Genomic DNA, 26,894 nt, shown 5'->3' on the forward strand with positions numbered 1-26,894 from the left:
CTCAACATATTTTTTTCCGCAAAATTACCATAATTTATGCAGTGATTTTGGTTATATTGATAAATGCAATAGTTTTTCTGCACACTTTGGGAGGTCGGATACGTCATTCGCCAGACGCTGAGCACAAATCAATTCTTCGGTTGTCCCAAACCCATACGTGCAGCCGATAAATGGTATCTGATTCTGACTTGCCGCCTCGTAATCGGTGGCACGGTCTCCCGCCGCCAGATACCTTCCCGGATTATCTTTTATAATCTTCGGTATGATTTCACTCTTTGGAATAAACTGATATGTCTCACAGCAGTAGAACGCATCAAAATAAGTGTCCAGCCCGAAACAGGCGCGATGTGCTTTCATATATGCCTCTTTACAGTTGCTCAAAAAAATAAGACGGAAGCCCTGTTCCCGCAGACCATCCATCGCTTCCCGGGCTCCAGGATACAGCACTGCTCTCCCGTCCGCGATCTGCCGCACCATGCTCTCACCTATCATCGAGCTCGCCTGAAGCTTAAAGGACTCCTCCAGTTCCGGCATAAAAGCATCCCACATGACTCTGCTGTTATAACCGAGCCAGCAGGAAATCTGCGCATCCGCAAACTCCCGCTCTTTTGCCCGACCTTCCTGCACAAGCCATGCATACGCTTCCAGAAATGCTTTCTTATAGATATGCATGGTATCGTGCAGAGTCCCGTCATAATCCAGAATGATATAATCCTGCATATTACAGCTGCCTCATCAGGTTGACCATTTCAATCGCAGACAATGCACAGTCATATCCTTTATTGCCTGCTTTTGTCCCCGCACGTTCGATCGCCTGCTCGATATTCTCTGTTGTCACAACACCAAACAATACCGGTATCCCCGTCTTCAGACTGACCGATGCGATACCTTTGGAAACTTCGCTGCATACATAATCATAGTGACTTGTTGACCCCCGGATGACTGCACCTACGCAGATAACCGCATCATAGTTTCCAGACTGCGCCATTTTTTCAGCCATCAGCGGTATCTCAAAAGCTCCCGGAACCCAAACCGCTGTAATCGCATCTTCCTCAACACCGTGACGCACCAGTCCGTCCACTGCGCCTGAGAGCAGCTTACTCACAATGAATTCATTGAACCGCGCTGCCACGATTCCCACTTTCATCTCCTGACCTACAACTTTTCCTTCAATCACATGAATTCCCATTTTATATTCCTCCGTTTATTAAAATTTGATTTTTGTAAACACATGTCCCATTTTATCCTGCTTTGTTTTCAGATAAAATTCATCATATTTCTGCGGTTCAATTTCAATCGGCACCCTCTCACTGATCTCCAGTCCAAATCCGTTCAGACCGTATACCTTGCTTGGATTATTAGTCAGCAACCTGAGGGATTTCACTCCCATGTCACGCAGGATCTGCGCTCCTACCCAGTACTCCCTCAGATCCGCGGCGAAACCGAGTTCAATATTTGCCTGCACCGTATCCCTGCCCTGTTCCTGAAGTTCATACGCCTTCAGTTTGTTGATCAGTCCAATCCCACGGCCTTCCTGCCGCATGTACAGAAGAATCCCACGACCCTCTGCCTGAATCTGTTTCATCGCCGCATCCAGCTGCTGTCCACAGTCACACCGTGCAGACCCAAACACATCACCCGTCAGACACTCAGAATGTACCCGGCATAATACGTCCTCTCCATCCCCGATATCTCCCTTTACAAGTGCCACGTGATGTTCACCCGTTATATCATTGACATACCCGCATATCTGGAAATCCCCGTATTTTGTCGGAAGCTTCGCACACGCCTGCTGTTCCACATGTTTCTCGTGCAGTCTGCAGTAATCCTGGAGATCTTTGATCGTGATAAATACCAGTCCAAACTTCTCCGCCATCTTCCACAGCTGCGGTGTACGCATCATCGTTCCGTCATCCGCCATGATCTCACAACACAGTCCGCACTCTTTCAGACCCGCAAGCCTCATCAGGTCCACAGTCGCTTCCGTATGGCCATTTCTCACCAGAACTCCGCCTCTTCTCGCGACAAGCGGAAACATATGGCCGGGCCTTCTGAAATCCTGCGGTCCTGCATCATCTTCCGTACATTTCACAGCCGTGACAGAACGCTCTGCTGCCGAGATACCCGTCGTTGTATCCACATGATCGATGGACACGGTAAACGCAGTACCGTGATTATCTGAATTCTCTTCCACCATCTGGGGCAGTCCCAGTTTACCCGCATGTTCCGCACTCATAGGCATACAGATCAGTCCCTTTGCATAAGTTGCCATAAAATTTACATTTTCCTGTGTTGCAAACTGACCTGCACAGATTAAATCGCCCTCGTTCTCACGGTTTGGGTCATCGGTTGCCAGAACCATTTTCCCGGCACGAAGCGCTTCCAGCGCCTCTTCAATTGTATTGTATTGATATTTCATATCGGAATCCTCCTTTTAAAAACCATTTTCTTTCAGAAATTCCAGCGTAAGTCCGCCGCCGTCCGTTTCCTCTTTTGACTCATTCATTAATTTTTCTATATATTTGCCAACAACATCATTTTCCAGATTTACCATATCTCCTGTCTTTTTGTAGAGCAGCGTTGTCTCCTCTCCCGTGTGAGGAATGACGGAAACCTTAAAAGATGTTCGGTCCACCGCCGCAACCGTAAGGCTGATGCCGTCAATCGTGATCGATCCCTTTTCAATGATCAGGCGCAATATATCATTTGGCGCCTCCACAGTAACCCATACTGCATTTCCTTCCCGCTTCATATCCTCAATAACTCCCGTACCGTCGATATGGCCGCTCACAATGTGTCCGCCAAAGCGGCCGTCAGCACTCATGGCACGTTCCAGATTCACTCCGTCTCCCAGACTCAGTCTCCCCAGATTTGTACGGCGCATCGTCTCTGCCATAACATCTGCTGCAAAGGAATTACTGTTCATTTTTGTCACCGTCAGACACACTCCGTTTACCGCAATACTGTCCCCGATTCTGCTGCCTTCCAGCACTGTAGATGCCTCGATCACAATCTGGCCCCATTCAGCACCGGATACTACTTTTTTAACGCGTCCCCGCTCTTCTATGATTCCGGTGAACATGGCACCACTCCTTTCCTCACTTCATATTCCAACATAAGGTCTTCTCCAAATGTATGGACTTTGGGCCTGCCAAGCAGCACTGCATTTTCCGGGGAATCACATCCCTGTCCGCCCACAGGACTCTTTGCTCCTTCCCCGCCGAATATTTTTGACCCGATATATACATAACACTTTTTCGCAATGCCGGCTTTCATCACGCTGTAGTTCAGTGAAGCTCCGCCTTCGACCAGCAAGCTGTCGATCCCCTTTTCCCCGAGGATTTCCATCAGTCTTTTTATATCCACCCGTCCGTCTGCACCTGGAACTTCAGCGATCTCTGCTCCCAGCGCCTGCAGACGTTTCTTTTTCTCCGGATCGGCATGTGCACACGCCACAATCAGGGGAATATCACGGGCTGTCTGACATAATCTGCTGTTCTCCGGTATACGAAGCTTACTGTCACACACAATCCGCGTCGGCGATTTTCCATTTTTCAGGCGGCAGTTTAACATAGGATCATCTTCCAGCACTGTCCCGGTCCCGACCATTATACCGCTGTAATAGTGGCGAAGCCTGTGTACGTGGCTTCTGGCTTCTTCCCCTGTGATCCACTGCGACTTCCCAGTATATGCGGCAATCTTTCCATCTGCCGTCATCGCATATTTCAATGCCACATATGGCTGTCTGGTCGTAATGTAATGAAAAAATACCGGGTTTATCTCATCACACTCCCTTTTCAGAAAATCCTCCGTCACTTCGATTCCCGCCTCCCGCAGGATAGCAGCCCCTTTCCCTGAAACTCTGGGATTCGGGTCCCTGGACCCGATCACCACTCTTGATACCTTCGCCTCAATCAGAGCCTCGGTGCACGGAGGAGTCTTTCCATAATGGCAGCACGGTTCCAGCGTTACATAAACGACCGCCCCTTCAGGCAGCTGCGTACATGCGGCCAGGGCATTTCGCTCTGCATGAAGCTGCCCATACTGTTCATGGTATCCCGCCCCTATAATATGCCCGTCTTTCACAATTACTGCCCCGACCATAGGATTCGGACTGGTCCACCCCCTGCCTTTTACAGCCAGCTCTATTGCTCTTCTCATATAATCCGTATCCTGCAATTTTTCACTTCCTTTACCATATAAATTAGAAAATGCCCTGTATTGAACACAATGATTCATACAAGGCACCACTTTTCCATATTATTTCCCATAAAAAAATCTGAAATGTGATATACATTCCAGAGCACGAAAAATAAAACATTCTCTTCTTCCATCCAGACTATACTGTCGGCTTCGGAATCTCACCGAATCATGCCTTACGGCTCGCGGGCTTTACCGCCGGTGGGGAATTGCGCCCCGCCCTGAAGATCTGATATTCATTTGTCTGTTATAATAGCATATATTTCTTTCTATGGCAAGAACTTTGTTGTCTGCTCCCTCCTCATCTGCTCATCAGGATCCTTTCACCTTCTTGACAAAATTTGCCTTTCGTGATAGGCTCAGACTATGTAATATTGAGGGAGTAATTCCGTGTATCATGATACGAGGTAAATCAACAGGCATGGCAGATTATCTGCCTGGTTTATCTGAATACAAGGATTAATCTGAATTTTTTCTTTGTATCTGAATGAGACTCATATACAGTCCACATGCTGTATATGAGTTTTTTAAATTTACAGGATCAGGAGGGAATATCATGAAGGCATATCTGGAAACGTATGACTCAGTTCTGGAGGAGCAGGACTCAGATTTTAACGGTATCAGCTCACAGGAGGCCGCCCGCCGTCTGGGACAGTTCGGAAAAAACAGGCTGAAAGAGGGAAAACATAAAAACCTGCTGCAGCGTTTTCTTAAACAACTGGTCGATCCGATGATCATTATTCTGATCGCGGCTGCTGTTGTCTCAGCCATTACAGCAGCCTACTCCGGAGAATCTTTTGCAGATGTTATCATAATCGTTGCCGTCGTGCTGATCAACGCTGTTCTCGGTGTTGTTCAGGAGAACAAAGCCGAACAGGCGATCGCAGCACTGCAGGAAATCGCCGCTGCCACATCCAAAGTACTTCGTGACGGTCAGCAGCATACAGTACGCAGTGAAGAACTGGTACCCGGTGACGTTATAATCCTGGAGGCTGGCGATTCTGTGCCTGCAGATGCCCGCTTGCTGGAATGCGCCAGTATGAAAGCAGAGGAAGCTGCACTTACCGGTGAATCTGTCCCCGTCAATAAAACTGCCGATCCGCTGACATGCAGTGAGCAAAAAGACATTCCTCTGGGCGACAGAAAAAATATGGCTTATATGGGCAGTACCATTGTTTACGGACGCGGTCGCGCCGTCGTGACCGGAACCGGCATGAATACGGAAATGGGAAAGATCGCAGATGCCCTTGATAAGGCTCAGGATGGAGAAACTCCGCTACAGATCAAACTGAACCAGCTCAGCAGAATCTTAAGTTTCGTCGTTATCGGCATCTGTGCATTTATCTTTGCCCTGGATATCATCCGGAGTTATCCGGATATCACGTTTAACACTATGATTGATACCTTCATGGTCGCCGTCAGCCTTGCTGTGGCTGCGATACCGGAAGGCCTTGCCACTGTTGTCACCATTGTCCTTTCCATGGGTGTCACAAAGATGTCACGGCAGAATGCCGTTATACGGCGTCTGACTGCTGTAGAAACGCTGGGTTGTACGCAGATTATCTGTTCGGATAAAACCGGTACTCTCACACAGAATAAAATGACAGTCGTGGAGCATCGGGGCGATGATGAAGCACTTCTCGCCAGGGCCATGGCACTGTGCAGTGATGCTCAGCTGGATGAGAAGAATGAAGCCATCGGAGAACCCACCGAGTGTGCACTTGTCAATTATGCATACAGCGTCTCTCTCAGCAAAAATGAGCTGAATGCCCAGATGCCGCGTATCGGAGAAGCTCCATTTGATTCCCAGCGCAAAATGATGAGTACGATTCACAAAGATACCCGTGGTTCTGTTATCCAGTTCACAAAGGGGGCACCGGATGAAGTGCTCAAACGCTGTACTCACCTATGGAAAAACGGTGAGATAATACCGCTGACAGATCCTGAACGTGAGCATATCCTGCAGCAAAATAAAGATATGGCCGACAGGGCTCTCCGTGTTCTATGCGCTGCGATGAGAATCTGGAGCACACCTCCGGCCGCTTATGACAGCACACAGCTGGAGCAGGATCTTTGTTATATCGGACTTACCGGCATGATCGATCCGATCCGGCCAGAGGTGAAAGACGCGATCGCCAAGTGCCGCAGTGCAGGTATCCGTCCGATCATGATCACCGGCGACCACAAAGACACCGCTGTCGCCATTGCGAAACAGCTCGGCATCATAAAAGAATCCCGTGAAGCCGTTACCGGTGCCGAACTCAACGATATAACAGATGAAAATTTCAGAGAAAAGATCAAAGAATACTCCGTATATGCACGTGTACAGCCGGAACACAAGGTCCGCATCGTAAATACCTGGAGAGAGCTGGGCTTCATTACAGCAATGACCGGAGACGGAGTCAATGATGCGCCTTCCATTAAAAATGCTGACATAGGCGTCGGCATGGGAATCACAGGCACAGATGTGACAAAGAATGTGGCCGATATGGTGCTCGCAGATGACAACTTCGCAACAATTGTCAATGCAGTCGCGGAAGGGCGGAGAATCTACGACAATATCCGTAAATCCATCCAGTTTTTACTGTCCGCCAACCTGTCGGAAGTTATTTCGATTTTCGTCGCGACGCTTCTTGGCTTCACTGTTTTAAAACCGGTACACCTGCTATGGGTAAATCTGATCACCGACTGTTTCCCTGCATTGGCTCTGGGCATGGAAAAAGAAGAGAGCAATATCATGAAACGCCCCCCGAGAAATGCCAAAGAGGGAATCTTTGCAGGGGGAATGGGTTTTGATGTCATCGCTCAGGGAATCATCATCACGATCATCACCCTGACGGCATATTTCATCGGGCACTATGTAGAATCCGGTCGTTTTGAAATCACGACAAGTGCAGACGGCATAACAATGGCATTTTTAAGCCTTTCCATGGCAGAGATTTTTCACTCTTTCAATATGCGTTCCCGCCGGGAATCTGTCCTCCGTTTGAAACGGCAGAATATATTTATCTGGGGCGCTATGATACTGTCATTTTTATGTACGACAGCTGTAATCTATATCCCGTTCCTGTCCGATGCTTTTGGATTCGAACACATTTCACTGATGGAATACGGAATCGCAATGCTGCTGGCTTTTTCCATAATTCCGATCATAGAAATCATCAAGCTGATTCAGCGTATGATCAAGAAATAACGGGAGAAGGCATATGCCTTCTCCCGTATTCTAATCTCACGCTGTTTCCTGATGTCCAACCGGAAGCTTACCGGCCCGGATCTTTGTTTTGCAGTAGCGCTGTATTTCCTTTAATTTATACATATCCCTTCCTGATACAAAGGAAAATGATCGTCCCACACGGCCGGCTCTCCCGGTTCGCCCTATGCGGTGCACATAATACTCATCATCCTGCGGAAGATCATAGTTAAACACGGCTTCCACTTTATCAACATCGATTCCGCGTGCAGCAACATCGGTTGCCACGAGTATATCCGCCTTGCCTGTTCTGAATCCTTTCATTACCCGGTTTCGCTGCGCCTGCTTCATGTCGCCGTGCAGTCCCTGCGCTTCATACCCCTGTTTTCTGAGCGAATCAGTAAGTGTATCAACCTGACGCTTCGTATTGCAGAATACGATTGACAGCTTCGGTGTATAGAAATCCAGAAGCCTTGTGAGCGCTTCTTCTCTTCTCTTTGGTTTCACCTCATAGTAAAGCTGCTCAATGTTCGCTACTGTCAGCTCTTTTCTGACTACCTTAATAATTTTGGCATCATGCTGGAATTTCTTCGTGATATCCAGGATCGGTCCCGGCATGGTCGCAGAGAACAGAACAGTCTGCCGTTCCTCCGGCGCCCCGCCAAGGATTGTCTCAATATCCTCGCGAAATCCCATATTTAACATTTCGTCTGCTTCGTCCAGAACCGCCATACGTATCGTTTCCAATTTCAGAGTCCTTCTGCGCATATGGTCCATTACCCGTCCCGGAGTCCCCACAACAATCTGAGCTCCTCCTTTTAACGCACGGATTTGTTTTATGATTTCCTGTCCGCCGAATATCGGGACAATTTTGATTCCGCTCATATATTTTGCAAGATTTCTCAGCTCTCCTGTTACCTGGATCGCCAGTTCTCTTGTTGGGCAAAGAATAATACCCTGTGTTTTTCTGACGTTTATATCGATTTTTTCAAGCATCGGAATACCATAGGCTGCTGTCTTGCCAGTACCCGTCTGTGCCTGACCTACTATATCACTGTTTTTCATAATCTCCGGAATCGCTTTTTCCTGAATAGGAGAAGCCTCGTGAAATCCCATGTTTTTTACTGCTTTAACAATTGCAGGAGATAAATCCATCTCCTCAAATTTTAATGTGTTGTTCAAAAATTTACTTCCTCATACTTTCCTTTATTAAAAGACTGCGCTCTGACACAATCTCCGGTCAATCAAAAATACTCTTTGCCTGACTGACAGGCAAAGAGCACCTACAAAGTTACTATCCTTTATCATAACAGACTGAGACGATAAAGTCAAATGATTAAAATACTGTTTTTTTCCAGCCGTATTTATCCATCTGTACTTTGCCGTCAGTAAATTCGACTCCCTCGGCTTCCAGCAGTTCAATCTGCCGGTTCACTCCTCCGAATACAAAAGACGAAGATACTCTTCCTTCTCTGTCAACAACGCGATAGCAGGGAATATGATCCGGATCAGGATTTGCGTGAAGCGCGTAACCGACAACGCGTGCCCATCTCCTGTTGCCCGCAAGCATCGCTACCTGTCCATATGTCGCAACATGCCCGTAAGGAATCTGTTTTACAATTTCATATATCTTCGCAAATGTACTGCCTCCCATGGTCTCCTCCGTTTCTCAAAGTATCACCCGTGTCCCCGTTGAAAAATAAGCGATTCTCTTCCCCAGCTCCTGCTGCAGAATTTCAAAGGCCGGCATTCCTGTACAGTGTCCCGTATAAATCAAAAAATCCCCAAGCTGTGTCAGCCGTTCCGCCAGCGCAACAATATCTTCTCTGGTCCCCGCCATCGTATCAGCTCCATCACTTCCCATCAGATGAAATCCCCCGATAACTGCCTGGATCGGCTTCTCAGGGAATGCGTGCTGTGCTTCCTCCACCACAACATCCACACCTGCATGACAGCAGCTGTTCAGTATAACCAGCCCTTTTCGCGTCTCAAATATAAGGCTTTGTTCGTGCTTCAGATCATCCACTTTAACCGTTCCGGCCACCTTATGGTACATATGTGCCTTCTCAGCTCTCGCACAGATTCCCGGTGTATGATGCGCAAGGAGATGAATGCCTTCCCCGCAGCTCAGGTTGCCGTCTACAAAGACGAATCTTTCTCTGTATGTATCCAAAAGTCCTTCGGGTATCCCTATATATTTTTCACCGGAATCTGTAATCTTATAATATCTGCCGCGCCCGGCATCCGTTTGCAGATATACACTGGCTTTCTTATTCACTTCAAAAAATGCTCCGAACCCCCCGGAATGATCATAATGAACATGTGACAAAAAAGCAGTATCAACTTCGGCGATCTCAATCCCCAGTTTTTTCGCATTTTCCAGAAACAAACCGGTGCTGCCAGTATCAAGCAGGTATTTTTTTCCCTGATATTCAATGTAGACGGACAGTCCATGTTCTCCTAAGAGATCGCCGGATGATCGATTTTCCGTAAGAGCTGTAACTTTCATAAGCTTTTCCTCCCCTTTTCACTATAGCACATGGTTCACCGCGTATGCGTTTCTGCTACTTTTCTGTAACCGCGCCTGTTATAAAAAAACATCATAACCGCCATGCCACAGATCATCACATACCCCAGCCAGCTGAGCATATCCGGAAGCTGCCCAAAGATCACAAACCCCAGAACAGCTGAAAAAATAATCTGTGAGTAGTCATAGATTGAAATCTCTTTTGCCGGAGCATAACAGTAGGCTGCTGTGATGGAGAACTGCCCCCCTGCTGCACTTCCCCCTGCAAGAAGCAGGATACCAAGCTGCTGCCATGTCATTGGATGGTAATCAAAGATCAGAAAGGGCAGCGTGACAAGACATGAAAATCCAGAAAACACACAGACGATCCTTGGTCCCTCTTCACCGCGCTCTCCCAGCAGACGCACCATTGTATAGGCAGCTCCAGCCCCGATCCCCCCCAGCAGTCCAATCAGTGAGGGAATCAGATCCATATTGAGCAGGGTTGGCTTGATGATAAACAGACTGCCGATAAATGCTCCCGCTACTGCCAGCGCCTGCATCGGAGTTACTTTTTCTTTCAGGATAATATAGCTGAATACAATTGCAAAAAACGGCGACATTTTATTCAGCATGGACGCATCCGCAAGTACCAGATGATCCACTGCATAAAAATTGCAAAGTATGCCGAGCGTACCGAATACTGACCGCAGCAGCAGAAACCTGAAGTTTCCGGCTCTGCATCTGACAGGGATCTGCCGCCGTATCATAATAGCGGCTGCAAATAAAAATGCGACAAAGTTCCTGAAAAAGCTCTTCTGTACAGACGGAAGCTCTCCGGACAAACGCACAAATACATTCATCAGTGCAAAGCAAAACGCTGAAATAATTATATAGATAATCCCTTTATACTGTTTCACTCATTTCACTCTTTCTACCAGCTGTCTAATTACCTGTCGGCATATACGGACGCAGTACACCCGCAACATTACTGATCGGCATTGTCTGAAGCCATACATGCCCGGGTCCTGTTACCACCGTATTAAACAGGCCTTCTCCTCCGAACAGCATATTTTTTACTCCAGGTACTGTGCGGATTTCCATCTGGCAGCTTGCAGACATCGCTGCAAGATGGCCGGTATCGATCACGATCTGCTGCTCTTCTTTTAGTTCATATTCAACCACATGTCCGTCAAATTCGGTAAATACGGTTCCGGTTCCGCTGAGCTTCTGAAGGATAAATCCTTCCCCTCCAAACAATCCGGAACTGATCTTTTTCTGAAAATGAAGAGAAAGCTCCACAGTATGTTCTGATGCCAAAAATGCGGATTTCTGAACGATCATCTCCTGACCGGGTGTAATATCAAAAGCTTTGATGGATCCGGGGAAGCAGGATGCAAAAGAGATCATACCCGGTCCGCCTTTTGCCGTATACCGATTCTGAAAAAAGGTGTCTCCCGAGAACATCCTTCCAAAAGCCTTTCCGATTCCCCCGTTTGTAGACGTCTCCATAGCCATATTCGGAGACATCCAGGCCATTCCTCCGCCTTCAGTGATCATCGTCTCGCCTTCCTCAAGCTGGCAGATAACAACAGGAAGTGTGTCTCCTTTAATTTCATATCTCATATGTTTACCCCTTTCTACTGCAAATCAATTTCAATCTTCTTCAGTATAACACATTCCACCGAAAAAAAAAGCCGGTCAGTAAAACCTGACCGGCAGCATCTATAATTAACCCTCAATGGGGATATATTTCGGCTCTTCCACAGCCTTTTTGTCTTTCTTGGGAATGCCGAGATACAGAATCCCATCTCTGAAAGATGCTTTTATATCATCCTGCATTACCCCCTCTCCCACGTAGAACGTTCTGGAGCACTGACCTGTATAACGTTCTTTGCGAATATACTTTGTTTTGTCATCTTTTTCTTCATGCCCGGAGTTCTTAAACGCTGTTATGGTAAGATAGCCATCTTTCAATTCAGCCTTTACATCGTCTTTGCTGTAGCCCGGCAGATCGATCGCCACCTCGTATCCATTTTCTGCTTCCTTTACATCGGTTTTCATAAATGCAGGAATTCCTGCAGATTTCTCTGTGGAAGCAGATGGTTTGGACATATAACGCATTCCATACGGAAACCGAAACATCTCATCAAATAAACTTTCTCCAAAAATACTAGGCATCAACATAATCTATTCCTCCATTTCATAACATGTGTTTGGTTTGTTTTATTTGTTCTACATGTAATATATCACTTATTATCAGCACTGTCAAGAGGTGAGTGCTAATTTTTATTTATTTTTTTGCAAACCATGTAAAATCAATGGTTTGCAAGCATTTTTCACTCTTAAAATTGTTATTTTTCTTAGGCTTGACACCAATTTGACTGCAAAAGAATCTTAGTGGTCTGAAAAACTGTGGTATGAGCATTCGAAAAATGAAAGAATACCTTGCCCTCTGCCTGGAAGGTGAATCGACAATCCCCTCTCGAAAAATTATTTTAGAAAAGAAGCGCAAAGATTTATGTCTCCAATTGAAAAGAATACAGCAAAGTATTGATTATATTCATTGGAAGCAAGGATTCTATGATGATGTTCTTTCTGGAAAAACAAAATACCATAGTAACCTAATTTCCACACAGCCTTCAGAATAATATTCTTAAAACGGTATCCTGCTTTATCAGACAGGATACCGTTTTATTCATTCGTCATGAATTTTCATTCCATGCAGGAATTTCACAAATGCAGGATCACTGTGGTCTACGATCTCACTATGTCCCATATCTAATTTTGCAATCGCCTCCATATCCTCCTGTGTCAACGCAAAGTCCCATATATTCATATTCTGTTTCATTCGCTCCTTATGTACTGATTTGGGGATCACGACCACACCACGCTGCACGTTCCATCGAAGCGCAACCTGTGCCGGGGTTTTTCCATACTTTTCTCCAATGGAAACAAGCTCTGGTCTTGTAAAGATTTCATATTTTCCTTCTGCAAATGGTGCCCATGCTTCTGGTACAATCTTATATTCTTTCATCAATGCAACGGCATCTGCCTGCTGAAAGAATGGATGCAGTTCCACCTGATTGACTGCCGGAATGATTCCCACAGTCTCACAAAAATCTGCTAGTACATGCGGATAGAAGTTACATACACCGATCGCCTTTATTTTTCCAGCTTTATATGCCTCTTCCATAGCACGGTATGCCCCATAATAATCGCCCATTGGCTGATGAATCAGATAAAGATCAAGATATTCCAACTGTAAATTTGCAAGGGATGTTTCAATCGCTGTCTTAGCTCCTTTATAGCTGGCATCCTGTACCCATAATTTTGTTGTAATGAAAAGCTCTTCTCTTGCGACTCCGCCTGCAATTGCTTTTATAAGTGCATTCCCAACTGCTGTCTCATTCATATAAGCTGCTGCCGTATCAATCAGCCGATACCCTTCATCAATGGCATCCAAAACTGCCTGTTCGCATTGTCCCGGGTCAGGAACCTGAAACACTCCAAATCCTTCTGCTGGCATTTTTACTCCATTATTCAATGTTACAAATTCCATTTGTCTGCTCCTCCATTTTCTTGTGTTTGTTTTGTTAAAAAAATCATAACCTTTTTTTCAAAATAAGTACAATGCCGATTATGGATTGTGCTATGATTAGAACGTATAGTGAAAACAACATGATTCCAAAGGAGGTTCACCTATGATTGATCTATATATCCTTGAACATCTCGTAGCATTTTATGAATATGGCACATTGTCTGCGGCTGCGGAAAAGCTCCATGTCTCCCAGCCTGCCCTTAGTCGTTCTATGCAAAAATTAGAGTCACTTGTGAATGTACCTCTTTTTCATCATCAGAAAAATAAACTTACATTAAATGATACCGGGATCAAAGCCACAGAATATGCCAAAGAAATTTTAGCTTTAGAGCAGAACATGATAGATCAGATTCGTCTATATGATAGAAATACACACACCATTACTTTTGGTAGCTGTGCTCCTGTTCCGGAAAGTGATTTTCTCAATTTTGCCAGAGAGGCTTATCCGAAAAAAAATATTTCTTCTGAAATAAAAGCAGATGAAGAATTACTCATTGGATTAGAAAATCAAAAATACCTGTTTGTAATTCTTCACCATATACCAAATGATGAGACTCTTTTTTGTAAGCATTATATGGATGAGCAGCTTTATCTGAATGTCCCGGATGCACATCCTCTTGCAAAACGTAGTTCTATAACCTTCGATGAAATCGGCAAACAGAATCTGCTTTTACACACACATATTGGAATCTGGTATGATCTCGTCCGTGAAAAATTGCCGGATTCAAGTTTTATGAAGGTCGACGAATTCAATGATTTGATACAGATTACAGGGACTGGCGCTTTTCCTTCTTTCGCTACCGACATTTCTCTGCAGCGTATCGGAAACAGTCCCGCCCATACAGCGATTCCTATTACAGATGATTGTGCAACAGTTTCCTATTATTTTGTATGTAAAAAAGAAAACAGCAATCAATTATGTTTTCTTCTTTTCCCATAGTCATGTTACATTTCTCCAACATGTACAATGACTCATTTTCTCAGTTCTTTATTTTCCATTTCTATCTGGGCTGAGATGCCGTAAAACTGGCATCTCAGCATCCGGCATTTCTATTCCGAATCATAACCATTTCTCCGGTAAATCATCAGAAAGCATACAACAGCAATAATAATCTCCGCCGCTATCACAACGATGCTGGAAGCGCTCACGAGAATTTCATTGCCACTCGCCATATTCTCCACGATCTGCACCATGACCCCGGTAAAAAGAAAATCCGATATTTTCCCGAGTGCCGCATTAAACCCGGAAAACATGGGGATCATCATCAGAACCAGCAGTGCCGGCGTCGTAATTGTTCCGGCAGTGATCTGATTCTTTGCGAAAATTCCGAAAATCATGCCGATCACTCCGCTGGCGACCGCTGACAGAAGGGAAATGCCAAGATAAACAGCCCATTGGACACCGTCCATCCCAAATCCAACCACCGGAACCAGTACCGCGTTCACCACAGTCACCATTACAATGACCGGTATCAGACTCCCCAGAAAGAATTCCAGACCATTTACCGACGATGTCATCAGCGCACGCAGCGTGTGCTTTTCTTTCTCCTCAGCCAGCGCAGCGCTGACGCAGTAGATTCCCGTCATTGTGATGTTCATCAGCGCGCCATAGGACAGAGCCATGCCCTTCAGCTGATCATTCATACCTCCGCTGCCCGCTATCGATCCGTAGATAAGTTTCATAATGAATGTAAATCCAACTGCAAATACCGGCATGATAATAAAGTTTTTTGAAAACAGCGCCTTCGCCTTCATCTCCATGATAGCTGCCAGTTTATTTCCATGTATTGTTTTCACTGCAGTGCCCTCCCTGTTACTGTTAAGAATACGGTCTCCAGCGTCGGCTCACAGGAATGAATGGCCTCCACCTGATTACCTTTCATCCATTCCGCGATGCGGTTTATATTCTCTTCGTTCTGGTCCAGTTGAAGCTCTTCTCCCGTTTCGAGGAGCACCCGGTATTTTTTCTCGCTGTTGTAGCGCAGGCATAGCTCTTTGGGCGTTCCATATTCTACGATCTGCCCGTCATTCAGCAAAGCCACGTGGTCACAGAGTTTTGTGGCTTCCTCCATATTGTGCGTGGTGAGGAAAATGGACATCCCTTCATCCCTCAGCTGCTTTAAAAGACTGTGGATGTCCAGTGCTGTCGAGGGATCAAGACCGCTTGTCGGCTCATCCAGAAAAAGCACCCTGGGTTTGTGAAGAACTGCACGTGCAAGCACCAGCCGCTGCGTCTGGCCTTTGGATAATTTCCCGGCCGGCTTTTTCCTGTGCTCCGCCAGTCCCACCTGGTTAAGCAGTTCATCGACTCTTTTCAAATCCACCTTCAATATTTTTGCAAAGTACTTCAGGTTTTCATACACTGTCATTCGTTCATAGATTCCTGACTGGTCTGTGACAATACCGATCTGCTCATAGATGGTCTCGTCAATATGTTTCACATGTATCCCAAGGACATAGGCATCCCCCGATGTGGGTTTCAGCTGCCCCGTCAAAATTTTGATGGTAGTAGTCTTGCCAGCCCCGCTGGGGCCCAGAAATCCCAGGATTTCACCCTTTTTCAGTACCGCGTTCAAATCTTTTAAAACCGGATCCCTGTCAAATTTTTTTGTGATATGGTCCAGACGAATATATTCGGTATTCATTCTATCAGCTCCCTTCCACGATGATTCTAACAGAATCTTCAAAAGATATGGTCCGGCCTTCCTAAACGGCTGTTTTTCTTCCTGAATGGAAAACAGGAAGTGCATCGCACTTCCTGCCTCACTTTTCAACTATTCTCTCCAGCAGAATGGATTTCATCTTTCTGGATACCATGCATTCCAGATTTCCTACCTTTATTCTGCCATGTTTCAGATTGACTTCAGTAATTTTCCCCACCGCCGCAAGATAAGAACGGTGCGTTCTGATAAAGGTCTCTCCCATCTGTTTCTCAATCTCATTGAGATTACCTGAAAATTCCATTCTTCCATTCTGTGCATGCAGGATCACATGGTGCGGTTTGGCTGCCGTCTCAAAAAACAGGATCTCATGAACCGGGATATGCCGCAGCGTATCTCCGATCTTTGCGGTAAATACGCTGGTGATATCCTTCTTTGTTTCATCCTGAAGCCGCAGATGTAAAGATTCAAGGCACCGGTCTATGGAGTCCTTCTGTTTACCGGGATCTTTAACAATATAATCAAATGCCTCCAGATGATACTGAAACGTGCGGAACGCCAGCTCCCGATAACTTGTAATATAGATCAGAGTTCCGTTAGGGTCCAGGCGGCGAATTTCTTTTCCCAGCAGAAAACCGTCGAACTCCGGGTCTTTCAGCTCTACATCAAGAAAATAAATATTCCGTTTGTTCACAGCCTTTTGCAGTATATCCAGACATTCTCCCGGATTCCCCGTGCTGGACACCACTTTCATATCATAGGATTCAATCATTATCTTTTTCTCAATGGCATCTCTGATCTGCTGTCTGATCATGTCATCGTCATCACACAGATATATGTCTATCATCACTTATACCCCTATCGTCAATTCCTGCACAAACAGATCTTCTGTCCAGCTGGTGACCGGTATTGCCTGCGGATATTTTTCAAGTATTCTCTGGTAGCTGGCAAGTCCTATACCCCTGTGTTCACCTTTTGTGGAATATCCCTCGTTCCATATTTTTCCAATATCAGTATCACCTTTCCATGAATTTGCCACCCGCACTGTGAGAAACCCGTCGTGGCTGATGAGTATAAACTCAATTGCCGGATTCTGAATATCTGCTGATGCCTCTATCGCGTTATCCAAGAGTATCCCAAGGCATCGGTTAAAATCCCAGATGTCGATCCCTGTTTCCGTTACCGGATACATAATCTCCATCCTGCATTTGATTTTCTTCACGTTCATCTCCATCAGTTTTGAAAGCACCAGGCTTTTTACTTCTGTGATCCGTATATTTCCAATCTGCGTGGTCATCCGAATCCGCTCTCCAAGTTTCTGATCGAATTCAATCTCGAAAGACTTCAGGGTATGCCTGATCTTTTCCACTTCCCCCTCACTGACCGAAAGGTACATGCAGGCCAGCATATTTTTGTAATCGTGCCGAAACGCCCGCATATCCCGCTGTAAATCCTCCAGATTTTCCACGTACATCCGCTGCTGCAGTATCATCGACTCCTGCAGCCGTATTTTTCGGTCGCTCGCCTCTTTGTTTGCCAGGTACATAAGGATACCAATCAGCAGAAGCGTCAGCACGATCACAGCCGCATTGTATGTGATCAGAGATTCCTTCTGCATTCCCAGACGCATCGTAAAGAATATTTCAACCAATACTTCCATGCCCAGTATCTCCAGTGCCGTTATGCGGATATTCCGGCTTTGTTCCAGCAGATGGCAGATTGGCCGCCCAAAATGTATTTTTTTCAGCAGTATGGAAATACCGATGGCTGTCAGCGGATACAGCAAAAAGATCTGCTGTACAAAAAGCAGAAAATCCGACACCTCTTTTAACGTTATATTCTGGAGTACAGAGCCGATAACTGCCCCGGTGGACACCTGCATGACCGCTGCAACCCCCACCACGCAGAAAGACCACCACACATCCCGCTTCCACAGATATGCCATCGAAAGTGTGGCCAGTATCAATGTGAACACAGAACTGGCTGCGTATATCGCAAGCGGGCTAAAGTTGCTGGCCAGCAATAGCGTATTGTAAAAAACTGTTGACGGCACGGCTGCCATGAGCATAAACTTCCCCATGCTTTTCCATTTGATTTTCTCATCCAATACCGCAAAAATGTATACTGCCAGAACGGTAAAGGATGTCAATGAGTCCAGCACATAAATCATTAAGAGTGATGCTAAAGAATCTGACACGCCTTATCCTCCGTGTTTTCATATAATTCAGGTTTTGGATATTATAACACAGAAAAACAGACCACATCAATTTTTTAATTAAAACACTGCCGCAACGCCTATCAGGTTATGGAAAAATCCCCAGACTCTCTAAACGCTTCGTTCTGTCTTCTGATACTTTTCCTTTGCTTAGAGCCGTCCTCTGAACAGAAATCCAGTTTCCCATGCTGCGTCCGTCAGGCGCCTTGATCGCAGGTTTCAGCGGCAGCCGGCCGTAATGATTTTTATAAGCTTCTATCCAGTGAAGCATTTCATGCCACTTCTCATCCCGTACCACATCAAGCGTCCATACCATGGAAAGTCTGTCAAGCGCTTCTATTTGCTCCCCGGAGAGCGGCTTACGGCCGTGTTTTTTACAGTACCGTTCACGCTGGACAAAAATCCAGCTCCCTAATTTTTCTCCGGATGCCGTTCTATAGTCGGCAGGGACTAATAAGTTGCCGTTTTTTTTATAATACGCCTGTGCAAGCTGGAACCAATATCCCCAGTCTTTCCGTTCATAGAATCTCCATATCATACCATAGTGCTCTAACTCCTGTACCTGTTTCATTGTCAAATGACCCGTCTTGTACTTTTTTCTCTGTTCTTTTATCCAAAATCCCAACTGACATCCGCTCTTTGTTGTATAGTCCGTCGGAACATCCAGATTTCCATACTCCTGACGATATTCCTGAACCCTTGAAAGCCATTCTTCCCATTTAAAGCGGTCTTCCAACTTCCAGACCATACCAATTTTCTCAAGCAGAAGACAGCGTTCTGAATCCAGGGAAGATGGCAGGATCCCATTATACATGGCACGCTGACGTTCAATCCAGCGGCCCAGACGATAGCCCTCTGCTGTCACATAATCATGCGGAACCAGCAGATTTCCAAAAGTGTCTGAATAAGCCCGGGCATTTTGATACCACTCCTCCCATGTTTGCGTTCGATATGTTCTTTTTCCCATGTCTGATACCACAAAACCATTCAATTTCAGTATACGATCAACGGCCGGTGCTAAAAGAAACCACATAATATTTATTATGTGATCAGAAAAGTGTTCTCTGAAACATTGAAGGCCCTGAATACTTTTATTATTCATGTCAGAATAAATAAAAAAACAGAAAAACAAAGCCGGGAGAAGCAGGCTTCATTACCGGCTTATTTTTTATATCTTTTTTTAAAAAACTCTCATAATTGTTTATTTTTTCTTGAGAAAAAGGGCGATCAGTGTTATGATTTGATAGGTATATTAAATATATGCCGTGATTTTTATGTACAGGCCGGAAAAAATATCACATAATAAATATTATGTGACGATCAGCATCTTCTGTACCCGTTCCATGCAGCTGATATGCTGATCACCAGTTTCCATGGTATAGATTCTCGTCGTATTGATACTGCTGTGCCCGAGTAAATCAGCCAGTCGAACGATATCTTTTTCAGTCTTATAGAAAGTTCTTGCAAATAAGTGTCTGAGATTATGTGGGAACACTTTTTCCGGTGGAACTTCTGCTGTTCTGCACAATTCTTTCATCTTCCTCCAGATATAACTCCTGTCCAGGGGTTTTTTATTTTTTCCCAGAAACACCGGTCCGCCCTGGAGACTGGATGTTTTTATATATTCCTTTAACAGTCTTTGCAGCGGCACAGGGATAAAAATTACCCGCGTCTTATTTTTGCAGTTTACCACCGCTTTTCCATTGTGCACTGCTTCTACCGTAATGTATTGCAGCTCTGAGACACGTATCCCCGTACCACAGATTGCCTGCAGTACATAAGAAATCTGGGTTTTGGATGCTGCATCTACCAATCGCATATATTCCTGTCTGGTCAGTTCCTTTTCCTCCTGGCAAAAGATCTGCCGCTGAACTTTCATAAGCCTGACGCAGCATTTCTGCAGACCAGAGAATCTGAGAAATCCGTTCAATGCTACCAGCATGGAATTCACACTGGCAGGGGCGTATTTTTCAGCCAGATGTTCTTTGTAGGCAATGGTTTCTTCTTTGCTTATCGTACGATCTCCTAAAAATGCGAGAAAATGTCGGATATCCCGCAGATACTTTTCAAGAGTAGCCTGACTTTTTTCCTCCTGCTTCAGACATTTTTTAAACTCAGTTAACTCGTGATTTGTTATACGTTGCATATAAATTCCTCCAGAAAATAACGTTATATACTATCTTTTCCGACATCTGTGATAGTATGTAATTTTTTAAATAAGATCAGCTCTTAATTTATTGGTTTTTGTTGTTCAATATGATACAATCACCCCAGAACAGATCGTACCGTCGTTTTATATTACAGAGAAATGGAGCAGACTATGGATGTCAGACAGTTAAAATATTTCCTGGCATGTGCGCGTCGGGGTTCTCTTACCCTGGCGGCAGAGGAGCTGTATACGACACAGCCGCATGTCAGTATGGTTATTAAATCACTGGAGAAAGAGCTTGGCGTCAGTCTTTTTTTTCGTAAATCTAAAGGTGTGGAACTGACCAGTGAGGGGGAACGCATTTACTCTTATGCTGCAAATGCGATTAAGAACACGGAACTGATCACAGCAATCAGCCAAGAAAAAATATATCCGTTACTTCGGGTCGCCTCCAACCCAAGCAGCCATATGGCCGTTCTTCTGACTCATTATTATCAGCTAAAAAAGGAGCAAAACCTTCTGTTACAGTATACTGAATGTGGGATCGAGGAAATGATCACGCTGGTCTCACAGGGTACCAGTGATATCGGTTTTTTAATGGTCCCCGAAGACAGGAACTCAGCATTGTCATATATGCTGGAGCGGAGACATCTGAAGTTTACCCCTCTTTTAACTACCGATCTCGTGCTATACGCGGGAAAAAATCATCCTCTGTACAATGCAGAATTTATAACCCCGCAGCAGTTGACAGAACTTCAGTTTATTCAGCTGGACGATGACTTTTTCTCAGTTGAGGATATCCTGAAAAAGCTACCGCAGTTCCATACGCTTAAAGATACGCTTCACCAGACTGTCCGAACAAACAGCAATCATATGATGATCCAGATGCTGCAGCATACAGACCTCTGCAATATAGGAAGCTACTGGCTTCGCGATATGTACCGGCAATATGATTTCGGCCGGATACCGATTAAGAATTTTGAGCAGAAGATCTCCTTCGGTTACCTGAAGCATTCTGGCAGTGCCCCGGACAGTGAAGCAGAACAATTTATTGACTTTCTTATCCATGCGATCCAAATAGATGCAGATAATTCATGATATAAGAAAACCTTATAGACAGAGATAAAATTCTGGATATATTCAGATAAATTTGCAGATGATATCATTTACTTGAATGCAACAACAGTTATTCAAGGAGGAATTATCATGTCTGCAGATCTCTGTAAAAGTGGGGAAGTTCATATGGAACACGGTCCCGTTGGAAGGACACTGATCATATTTACACTTCCCCTCCTACTTTCACAGATTTTTCAGCAGTTTTACAGTATGGCAGACAGTATGGTCATCGGGCATTTCGCTGGAGACCACGGACTGGCTGCCGTCGGCGAGGCTGCACTGGTGCTTTCTGTTGTCATCAATTTTTTTATTGGGTTTTCAACAGGAATCAGCACCATTACCGCTCATCTCTTTGGTTCATATCAATATAAGGCACTGAAACGCCTGATCAGCACCTCACTGCTCCTGGGAAGCATGATGGGGACTTTGCTGACTATTTCAGGGATTCTCGGAACGGAAACTTTTCTTCTCTGGCTCAATTGCCCGGCAGATGTGCTGTTGCCCGCAAAACAGTATCTTAAGATATGCTTTCTGGGCATTGTCCCACAGCTGTTATATAATACCGGAAATGCAGTACTCCGTTCGCTTGGAAACACCAAAGAACCGCTGGTATATCTGCTCATTTCTTCTTTTCTCAATCTGGTGCTGGATATCGCACTGGTGGCCGGCGCCTCAGCAGGGCTCTGCGGAGCCGCCGCTGCAACGGTTATTTCCCAGTGGCTCCTTGCCGGGCTGATCGTATGGAAACTGCTGCATTTGAATGCCGCATACTGCGTGGAACCGGAATGGAAACTTACCACATTTTCAGACTGCAAAAAAATCTGCTCCGCCGGATTCCCTTCCGGCATGCAGGCGGTGTTCATGAGTCTCTCTTCCCTGGTTTTACAGACCTTCATCAACCAGTTTGGTTCTGCCGCCGTGGCAGGTATGGTACTATACGCCAGAGTGGAAGGTTTTCTTTATTATCCGGCATTTGCCTATGGGATGGCACTCACCGGCTTTATCGGGCAAAACCTGGGAGCAGGGCGTCTGGACCGCATTCAGGAAGCCATGAAAAAAAGTGTGCTGATCGCAGCAGGTTTCACAATTCCGGCAAGCCTTCTTTTGACCGCCGGCTCCGGACATCTGCTGCTGTGCTTTACCTCTGACCCTGATATCCTGTTTTATGGCAGTGAAGCGATCTTTTATATCCTTCCCTGGTATTTCCTGTACGCAGTTGTCCAGGTCTGTATCGGAGGACTGAAAGGGCTTGGGAAAACCGGCTACCCGATGATCTGTTCTCTGATCTGCTACTGTCTGTTCAGGATTATCTGGTGTCAGTCTCTTCTTTCAATCTGGTGGGATATGCGTGTAATCTATCAAAGTTATAATGTCAGCCTGTTGCTGATGCTCATCCTGCTGATCACACATTACCGAAGTACATACCGGAAAATCAGAGATAAGAATTTTTATCCGTGATTTTCATATTTACACGGTGTTTTTTTGTTATATAATAATACTAATCAAATAAATAACCTGGGGATGATCATTATGGAACTTAAGAAAATAAAATGGGACTTTTCAGTCTGCCGGCTCAGCGATACGTCCACAATCGATTTAACGAAGGAATTCTGTTTTATCGGTAAAACAGATGAGGAAATATCTCTGGTTTGCATCACATCTGATGTTCCAGAACATGTGTTAAAGAGAGAGGACGGTTGGAAAGCTTTCAGAATCCAGGGAGTTCTCGATTTTTCACTTGTCGGAATACTGTCCCGCATCACGACACTGCTTGCCGATAACCATATCGGTATTTTTGCCGTATCCACCTTCAATACTGATTATATCCTGACAAAGACAGTGGATTTTGAAAAAGCCTTGAATGTGCTGAAGACTGCCGGGTATCGAATTGTTTAGAAAAACCACAACGAGAGGCTGAGGATATCATATCGCTTTTGGCGGAAACCCAGCGGGAGTTTGCATATTGGAACGTCAGATGGTTTACGCCAGCCTTTGAGATCAATCTTTGCGGACACGCAACCTTAGCCGCAGCTTTCGTAGTTTTTAATTATATTGGTAAAACAATCAGTCAAATCAGTTTCGAGACAGTCAGCGGCATACTGAATGTCTCGAAACAAAAATAAATGTAAGAAAACCAGCCTGCTGGCAAGACAGTTATCAGCTTACCGTCAGTAACTACACGCTCCTTTAGTTCTCGTGTACCAGATACCCCTGTTTAAACGATTCAGCCGGTATCGGTTTGGAGAAATAGTACCCCTGCATGTAATCACACTGCATATCTTTTAGAAAAGTAAGCTGCTCCTTTGTCTCTACACCCTCCGCGACTACCCGCATGTCCATATCTCTGACCATGTTCACGACGCTGGTTAATACATGCCGCGCCATCACGGAATCCATAGAGTGATGAACAAAGCTTTTATCTATTTTCAGGATATCAATCGGTACTTCCTGAAGAAAATTCAGGGATGAATAACCGCTTCCGAAATCATCCATCATAATCTCAAAACCATAAGCTTTAAATCTTTCCACACTCTGAATCAGTTCTCTGGGATTTTCAGTGTAGGCGCTTTCTGTGATTTCAAGCTTCAGCAATTCCGTATCCAGCCCATATTTATCCACGATCTCTAAAACCACTGAAGCGATATCCGGCTGATAAAAGTTAAGTCGCGACATGTTGACACTCAATGGAACGATCCTCCAGCCTTGCTCCTTCCATTCTTTTAAACAGCGGCAGGCTCTGTCCCAGATATATGCATCCATCCTGACAATAAATCCATTTTTCTCAAACAGAGAGATAAAGCGGTCCGGTGACAGCAGCCCTAAAGCCGGATGGTTCCACCGCACCAGTACCTCGCCGCCAATACATCTCTCTGAAAACGCTTCTATTACAGGCTGAATATAGATTTCAAATTCTCCGGCAGCAAGTGCCCTGTCCATACCGTTTAAAAGCTGCTGTTCTCCAAGCATCTGCACCCGCAGATGTTCATCATAATATGCAACATGCTGCAGATAATTACCTTTGACAGTCTGAAGTGCAAGAAAGGCGCGGTCACACATTTGATCGATAGGCACCGTTATGTCAGTTATTATATATACCCCCGCGTAGATTGCAAATTTATACTGCGGGTGTTTCCTTGCGATCAGCTTTTGGATATCCAGCAGTGCCTGTTCCAAGTCCCATGCGTCTTCCTCATAGAATACAGCAAAGTTATCACCTGACAACCTTGCGCAGATTCCCTCTGATCCCATATGAGTTTCCAGATATTCTGCAATAAACTTCAGAATATGATCCCCCTCCTGTCTTCCCAGAAGTTCATTGATCGCTTTGAATTTTTCCACATTCCATCTGGCAATCATGTACCTTCTGTCCGGCAATTTCGATAATCGCTGCCTGACCTTCTGATAGAATCCTTCCTGATTATAAATTGCAGTGAGCGGATCATGGTGCAGAGAATATTTCAGTTTTCGGTTTACCTCCTCGATCTGCTTCTCTCTGGCCCTGTTTCTGGTAATATCGAGAACAAATCCATCCAGCTGCAACTCTCCGTCCCTCTCTGCAAAGATTCCCGTGATAAGCACATATCTGACATTTCGTTTGCCTGTCACGAGCCTCATCTGCCATTCTGTCCTCATATCTCCCGCCTTCAGGCTTGCATTCACCGTGTTTTCCGGTACATTGAAATCTTCCGGATGTACATAGAATGACATTTTATTGTGTGCGATACGGTTTATGTTTTCTTTTGTCTCTTCTATAATCTGATAAAAAATATCATTTCCGTAGACCAGCGTGAAGCCGGAATCAACGCGAACGGTAAAGACGCCTCCCCGCTCGGCGGCACGGTAAAGATAAACCTGCTTTTCCAGTTCCTCCATAGCCTGTTCTTTTTTCCAGTTTTTCTCCCTGATGTTCGTAATCATGCCTGCAAATAAATCCGGTTCCCCCAGATTATCACGGATCATATAGCCCCGGCACTGTAGCCAGATCCACTCATCATTACGGTTTCGTGCACGGTACTGTATGCAGTGGGATTCAGCACGGCCATCCGCAATCTCCTGATTGGATGCCAGGAACTCCTTCTGATCCCCGGGATGAATCCTTTCTCCCCACACTGCTGATGCATTTGGAATGACGGTTCCGGGAAGCCCAAACTCTTCTACCATACGCGGAGAATAACGAAAGGTACCTGTCTTCATGTTGCCAACAAATATATAATCGTCCGTACTTTCCATCAATGCATCGCACAGATGCTCTTTATCATAGTCAAAATCACGGATTCTCTGCCTTTCTTCCTCCGGTGAACATGCCAGGCGTCTGCGCGCCTGCTCAATATGATACTGCTGCTTCTGCTCATACATAATTTCGTCCGCCTGTGAGATCAGTTCCATCACGGAACATTCATCACACGGCTGTGCCTCCACAAGCCCGTAGCTGAAAGAAAGCTGATAAGCCAGCCTTTCTTCTGCCGCCTTTCGCTCCATGGCATTCAGTATAATCTGTATTTTTCTGGTGGCGTTTTCCAGGCTGCACCCATAAAAGGCAATAATGAATTCATCACCGCTGAGACGAAAAACAGTGTCCTCCGGATACAAATACTCTTTCACAATGTGCGCAACACTGACAAGCGCGTAGTCCCCTTCCTTATGCCCATAAGTGTCATTGATCACCTTTAGATTATTCAGATCTGAAAGGCAGATAGTTACAGGGACTCCCTTCCTGGACGCGCTTCTGAGCTTTTCTTCCAGATCTGCTTTGCCGGCGCGTCTGTTCAGCAGCCCCGTCAGCTCATCCATATTGGCAGTATGTGACAGTTCTTTCCGCTCTGTGATGTTGACGGAATGCTGCATGTGCACCAGTCTTCCATCCGGCCATTCCAGGAGGCAGTCATAATTTTCATATATCTGCCCGGTCTTTTCATTACATTCTTCCCATGAAATAACATCATTACGCCCGGCACGCTTTTTCAGCTCCGTTATGGGACAAAACGGACACCTTCCATACATCTCTTTCTGAAATATTTTCCAGCATACCTGTCCTTCCGGATGTTTCACACAAAATTCAGCCTTCATTCCGGGACTCATATACAAAATTTCATCTGTTTCAATATCTGTAATATAAATCAAAGCATCCAGCTTATCCAAAATCTGATGATAAGCAAATATCTGCATCTCCTCTTTGGAATTCTTTGCCACACCCATCTTATTCTCTCCATATCTGACAGACAAGACGGAAAAAGACTGCAAAAAGCAGCCTTTATTC

General features: G+C 45.3%; 24 protein-coding genes, 1 pseudogene and 1 riboswitch. Of the genes and pseudogenes, 6 read left to right on the top strand and 19 right to left on the bottom strand.

The features are described from left to right. Positions 1 to 51: 51 nt before the first annotated feature. Genes MCG98_RS15910 through ribD form a run of 5 tightly spaced genes read right to left on the bottom strand, consistent with a single transcriptional unit; the run spans position 52 to position 4,179 of the window. Positions 52 to 720 carry an HAD hydrolase-like protein gene (locus tag MCG98_RS15910; RefSeq protein ID WP_240302866.1) on the bottom strand — a complete coding sequence of 223 codons (669 nt, stop codon included), beginning with the start codon at positions 718 to 720 and terminating at the stop codon, positions 52 to 54. A gap of 1 nt (position 721) precedes the next feature. Beyond that, positions 722 to 1,189 carry a 6,7-dimethyl-8-ribityllumazine synthase gene (gene ribE, locus MCG98_RS15915; RefSeq protein ID WP_240302867.1) on the bottom strand — a complete coding sequence of 156 codons (468 nt, stop codon included), beginning with the start codon at positions 1,187 to 1,189 and terminating at the stop codon, positions 722 to 724. Positions 1,190 to 1,207: 18 nt separating this feature from the next. Next, complete coding sequence (locus tag MCG98_RS15920) at positions 1,208 to 2,419, bottom strand: bifunctional 3,4-dihydroxy-2-butanone-4-phosphate synthase/GTP cyclohydrolase II (protein WP_240302868.1); 1,212 nt, start codon at positions 2,417 to 2,419, stop codon at positions 1,208 to 1,210. A gap of 15 nt (positions 2,420 to 2,434) precedes the next feature. Then, positions 2,435 to 3,082: a riboflavin synthase gene (locus MCG98_RS15925; protein WP_240302869.1), complete on the bottom strand. Its 648-nt coding sequence runs from the start codon at positions 3,080 to 3,082 to the stop codon at positions 2,435 to 2,437. Then, entirely contained in the window at positions 3,064 to 4,179 is a 1,116-nt protein-coding gene (gene ribD, locus MCG98_RS15930; RefSeq protein WP_240302870.1) for a bifunctional diaminohydroxyphosphoribosylaminopyrimidine deaminase/5-amino-6-(5-phosphoribosylamino)uracil reductase RibD, read from the bottom strand. Before ribD ends, MCG98_RS15925 begins: the two co-directional genes overlap by 19 nt. 139 nt (positions 4,180 to 4,318) lie before the next feature. Next, positions 4,319 to 4,433: riboswitch (FMN riboswitch) on the bottom strand. 323 nt (positions 4,434 to 4,756) lie between these two features. Here ribD and MCG98_RS15935 point away from each other — a divergent pair. Further along, complete coding sequence (locus MCG98_RS15935) at positions 4,757 to 7,393, top strand: calcium-translocating P-type ATPase, PMCA-type (RefSeq protein ID WP_240302871.1); 2,637 nt, start codon at positions 4,757 to 4,759, stop codon at positions 7,391 to 7,393. 78 nt (positions 7,394 to 7,471) lie between these two features. On the opposite strand, the pseudogene MCG98_RS15940 reads toward MCG98_RS15935, so the two are convergent. The 7 genes and pseudogenes from MCG98_RS15940 to MCG98_RS15970 form a co-directional block, all read right to left on the bottom strand. Beyond that, a pseudogene (locus MCG98_RS15940) lies at positions 7,472 to 8,545 on the bottom strand (DEAD/DEAH box helicase); the annotation flags it as partial. Between the two features lie 181 nt (positions 8,546 to 8,726). Continuing rightward, positions 8,727 to 9,044 carry an MGMT family protein gene (locus tag MCG98_RS15945; RefSeq protein ID WP_240302872.1) on the bottom strand — a complete coding sequence of 106 codons (318 nt, stop codon included), beginning with the start codon at positions 9,042 to 9,044 and terminating at the stop codon, positions 8,727 to 8,729. Between the two features lie 15 nt (positions 9,045 to 9,059). Then, positions 9,060 to 9,899 carry an MBL fold metallo-hydrolase gene (locus MCG98_RS15950; protein WP_240302873.1) on the bottom strand — a complete coding sequence of 280 codons (840 nt, stop codon included), beginning with the start codon at positions 9,897 to 9,899 and terminating at the stop codon, positions 9,060 to 9,062. A gap of 35 nt (positions 9,900 to 9,934) precedes the next feature. Then, entirely contained in the window at positions 9,935 to 10,816 is an 882-nt protein-coding gene (locus tag MCG98_RS15955; RefSeq protein WP_345891684.1) for a DMT family transporter, read from the bottom strand. 25 nt (positions 10,817 to 10,841) lie between these two features. Continuing rightward, positions 10,842 to 11,522 carry a TIGR00266 family protein gene (locus tag MCG98_RS15960; protein WP_240302874.1) on the bottom strand — a complete coding sequence of 227 codons (681 nt, stop codon included), beginning with the start codon at positions 11,520 to 11,522 and terminating at the stop codon, positions 10,842 to 10,844. A gap of 105 nt (positions 11,523 to 11,627) precedes the next feature. Further along, a complete protein-coding gene (locus MCG98_RS15965; protein WP_240302875.1) occupies positions 11,628 to 12,083 on the bottom strand; it encodes an Hsp20/alpha crystallin family protein in 456 nt (151 codons plus the stop codon). A 511-nt stretch (positions 12,084 to 12,594) separates the two neighbouring features. Continuing rightward, positions 12,595 to 13,458 (bottom strand): aldo/keto reductase, encoded by an 864-nt coding sequence (locus MCG98_RS15970; protein ID WP_240302876.1) that lies wholly within the window; start codon positions 13,456 to 13,458, stop codon positions 12,595 to 12,597. Positions 13,459 to 13,600: 142 nt separating this feature from the next. Here MCG98_RS15970 and MCG98_RS15975 point away from each other — a divergent pair, with 142 nt between their 5' ends. Then, a complete protein-coding gene (locus MCG98_RS15975; RefSeq protein WP_240302877.1) occupies positions 13,601 to 14,437 on the top strand; it encodes a LysR family transcriptional regulator in 837 nt (278 codons plus the stop codon). 110 nt (positions 14,438 to 14,547) lie between these two features. Here the strand turns inward: MCG98_RS15975 and MCG98_RS15980 are convergent, their stop codons facing one another. From MCG98_RS15980 to MCG98_RS16005, 6 genes are all read right to left on the bottom strand, one after another. Further along, entirely contained in the window at positions 14,548 to 15,294 is a 747-nt protein-coding gene (locus MCG98_RS15980; RefSeq protein WP_240302878.1) for an ABC transporter permease, read from the bottom strand. Continuing rightward, positions 15,291 to 16,142, bottom strand: coding sequence for an ABC transporter ATP-binding protein (locus MCG98_RS15985; protein ID WP_240302879.1), 852 nt, complete (start codon positions 16,140 to 16,142; stop codon positions 15,291 to 15,293). Before MCG98_RS15985 ends, MCG98_RS15980 begins: the two co-directional genes overlap by 4 nt. A 118-nt stretch (positions 16,143 to 16,260) precedes the next feature. Then, positions 16,261 to 17,004, bottom strand: coding sequence for a LytTR family DNA-binding domain-containing protein (locus MCG98_RS15990; RefSeq protein ID WP_240302880.1), 744 nt, complete (start codon positions 17,002 to 17,004; stop codon positions 16,261 to 16,263). A 3-nt stretch (positions 17,005 to 17,007) separates the two neighbouring features. After that, positions 17,008 to 18,354 (bottom strand): GHKL domain-containing protein, encoded by a 1,347-nt coding sequence (locus MCG98_RS18990; protein ID WP_240302881.1) that lies wholly within the window; start codon positions 18,352 to 18,354, stop codon positions 17,008 to 17,010. Between the two features lie 106 nt (positions 18,355 to 18,460). Continuing rightward, a complete protein-coding gene (locus MCG98_RS16000; protein ID WP_240302882.1) occupies positions 18,461 to 19,339 on the bottom strand; it encodes a helicase associated domain-containing protein in 879 nt (292 codons plus the stop codon). Between the two features lie 342 nt (positions 19,340 to 19,681). Further along, positions 19,682 to 20,518: a tyrosine-type recombinase/integrase gene (locus tag MCG98_RS16005; protein WP_240302883.1), complete on the bottom strand. Its 837-nt coding sequence runs from the start codon at positions 20,516 to 20,518 to the stop codon at positions 19,682 to 19,684. A gap of 174 nt (positions 20,519 to 20,692) precedes the next feature. Between MCG98_RS16005 and MCG98_RS16010 the strand changes: the two genes are divergently transcribed. The 4 genes from MCG98_RS16010 (at position 20,693) to MCG98_RS16025 (ending at position 23,760) form a co-directional block, all read left to right on the top strand. Beyond that, on the top strand, positions 20,693 to 21,619 hold the full coding sequence (locus MCG98_RS16010) for a LysR family transcriptional regulator (protein ID WP_240302884.1): 927 nt from the start codon (positions 20,693 to 20,695) through the stop codon (positions 21,617 to 21,619). A 108-nt stretch (positions 21,620 to 21,727) separates the two neighbouring features. Beyond that, on the top strand, positions 21,728 to 23,095 hold the full coding sequence (locus MCG98_RS16015; protein WP_240302885.1) for an MATE family efflux transporter: 1,368 nt from the start codon (positions 21,728 to 21,730) through the stop codon (positions 23,093 to 23,095). Positions 23,096 to 23,167: 72 nt separating this feature from the next. Continuing rightward, on the top strand, positions 23,168 to 23,533 hold the full coding sequence (locus tag MCG98_RS16020) for an ACT domain-containing protein (RefSeq protein WP_240302886.1): 366 nt from the start codon (positions 23,168 to 23,170) through the stop codon (positions 23,531 to 23,533). A 38-nt stretch (positions 23,534 to 23,571) separates the two neighbouring features. Further along, complete coding sequence (locus tag MCG98_RS16025) at positions 23,572 to 23,760, top strand: PhzF family phenazine biosynthesis protein (protein WP_240302887.1); 189 nt, start codon at positions 23,572 to 23,574, stop codon at positions 23,758 to 23,760. A 64-nt stretch (positions 23,761 to 23,824) separates the two neighbouring features. Here the strand turns inward: MCG98_RS16025 and MCG98_RS16030 are convergent, their stop codons facing one another. Continuing rightward, positions 23,825 to 26,833 (bottom strand): EAL domain-containing protein, encoded by a 3,009-nt coding sequence (locus tag MCG98_RS16030; protein WP_240302888.1) that lies wholly within the window; start codon positions 26,831 to 26,833, stop codon positions 23,825 to 23,827. Positions 26,834 to 26,894: the final 61 nt, after the last annotated feature.

This window comes from Ruminococcus sp. OA3, from assembly GCF_022440845.1.
In the GTDB taxonomy this organism is placed as follows: domain Bacteria; phylum Bacillota; class Clostridia; order Lachnospirales; family Lachnospiraceae; genus Ruminococcus_G.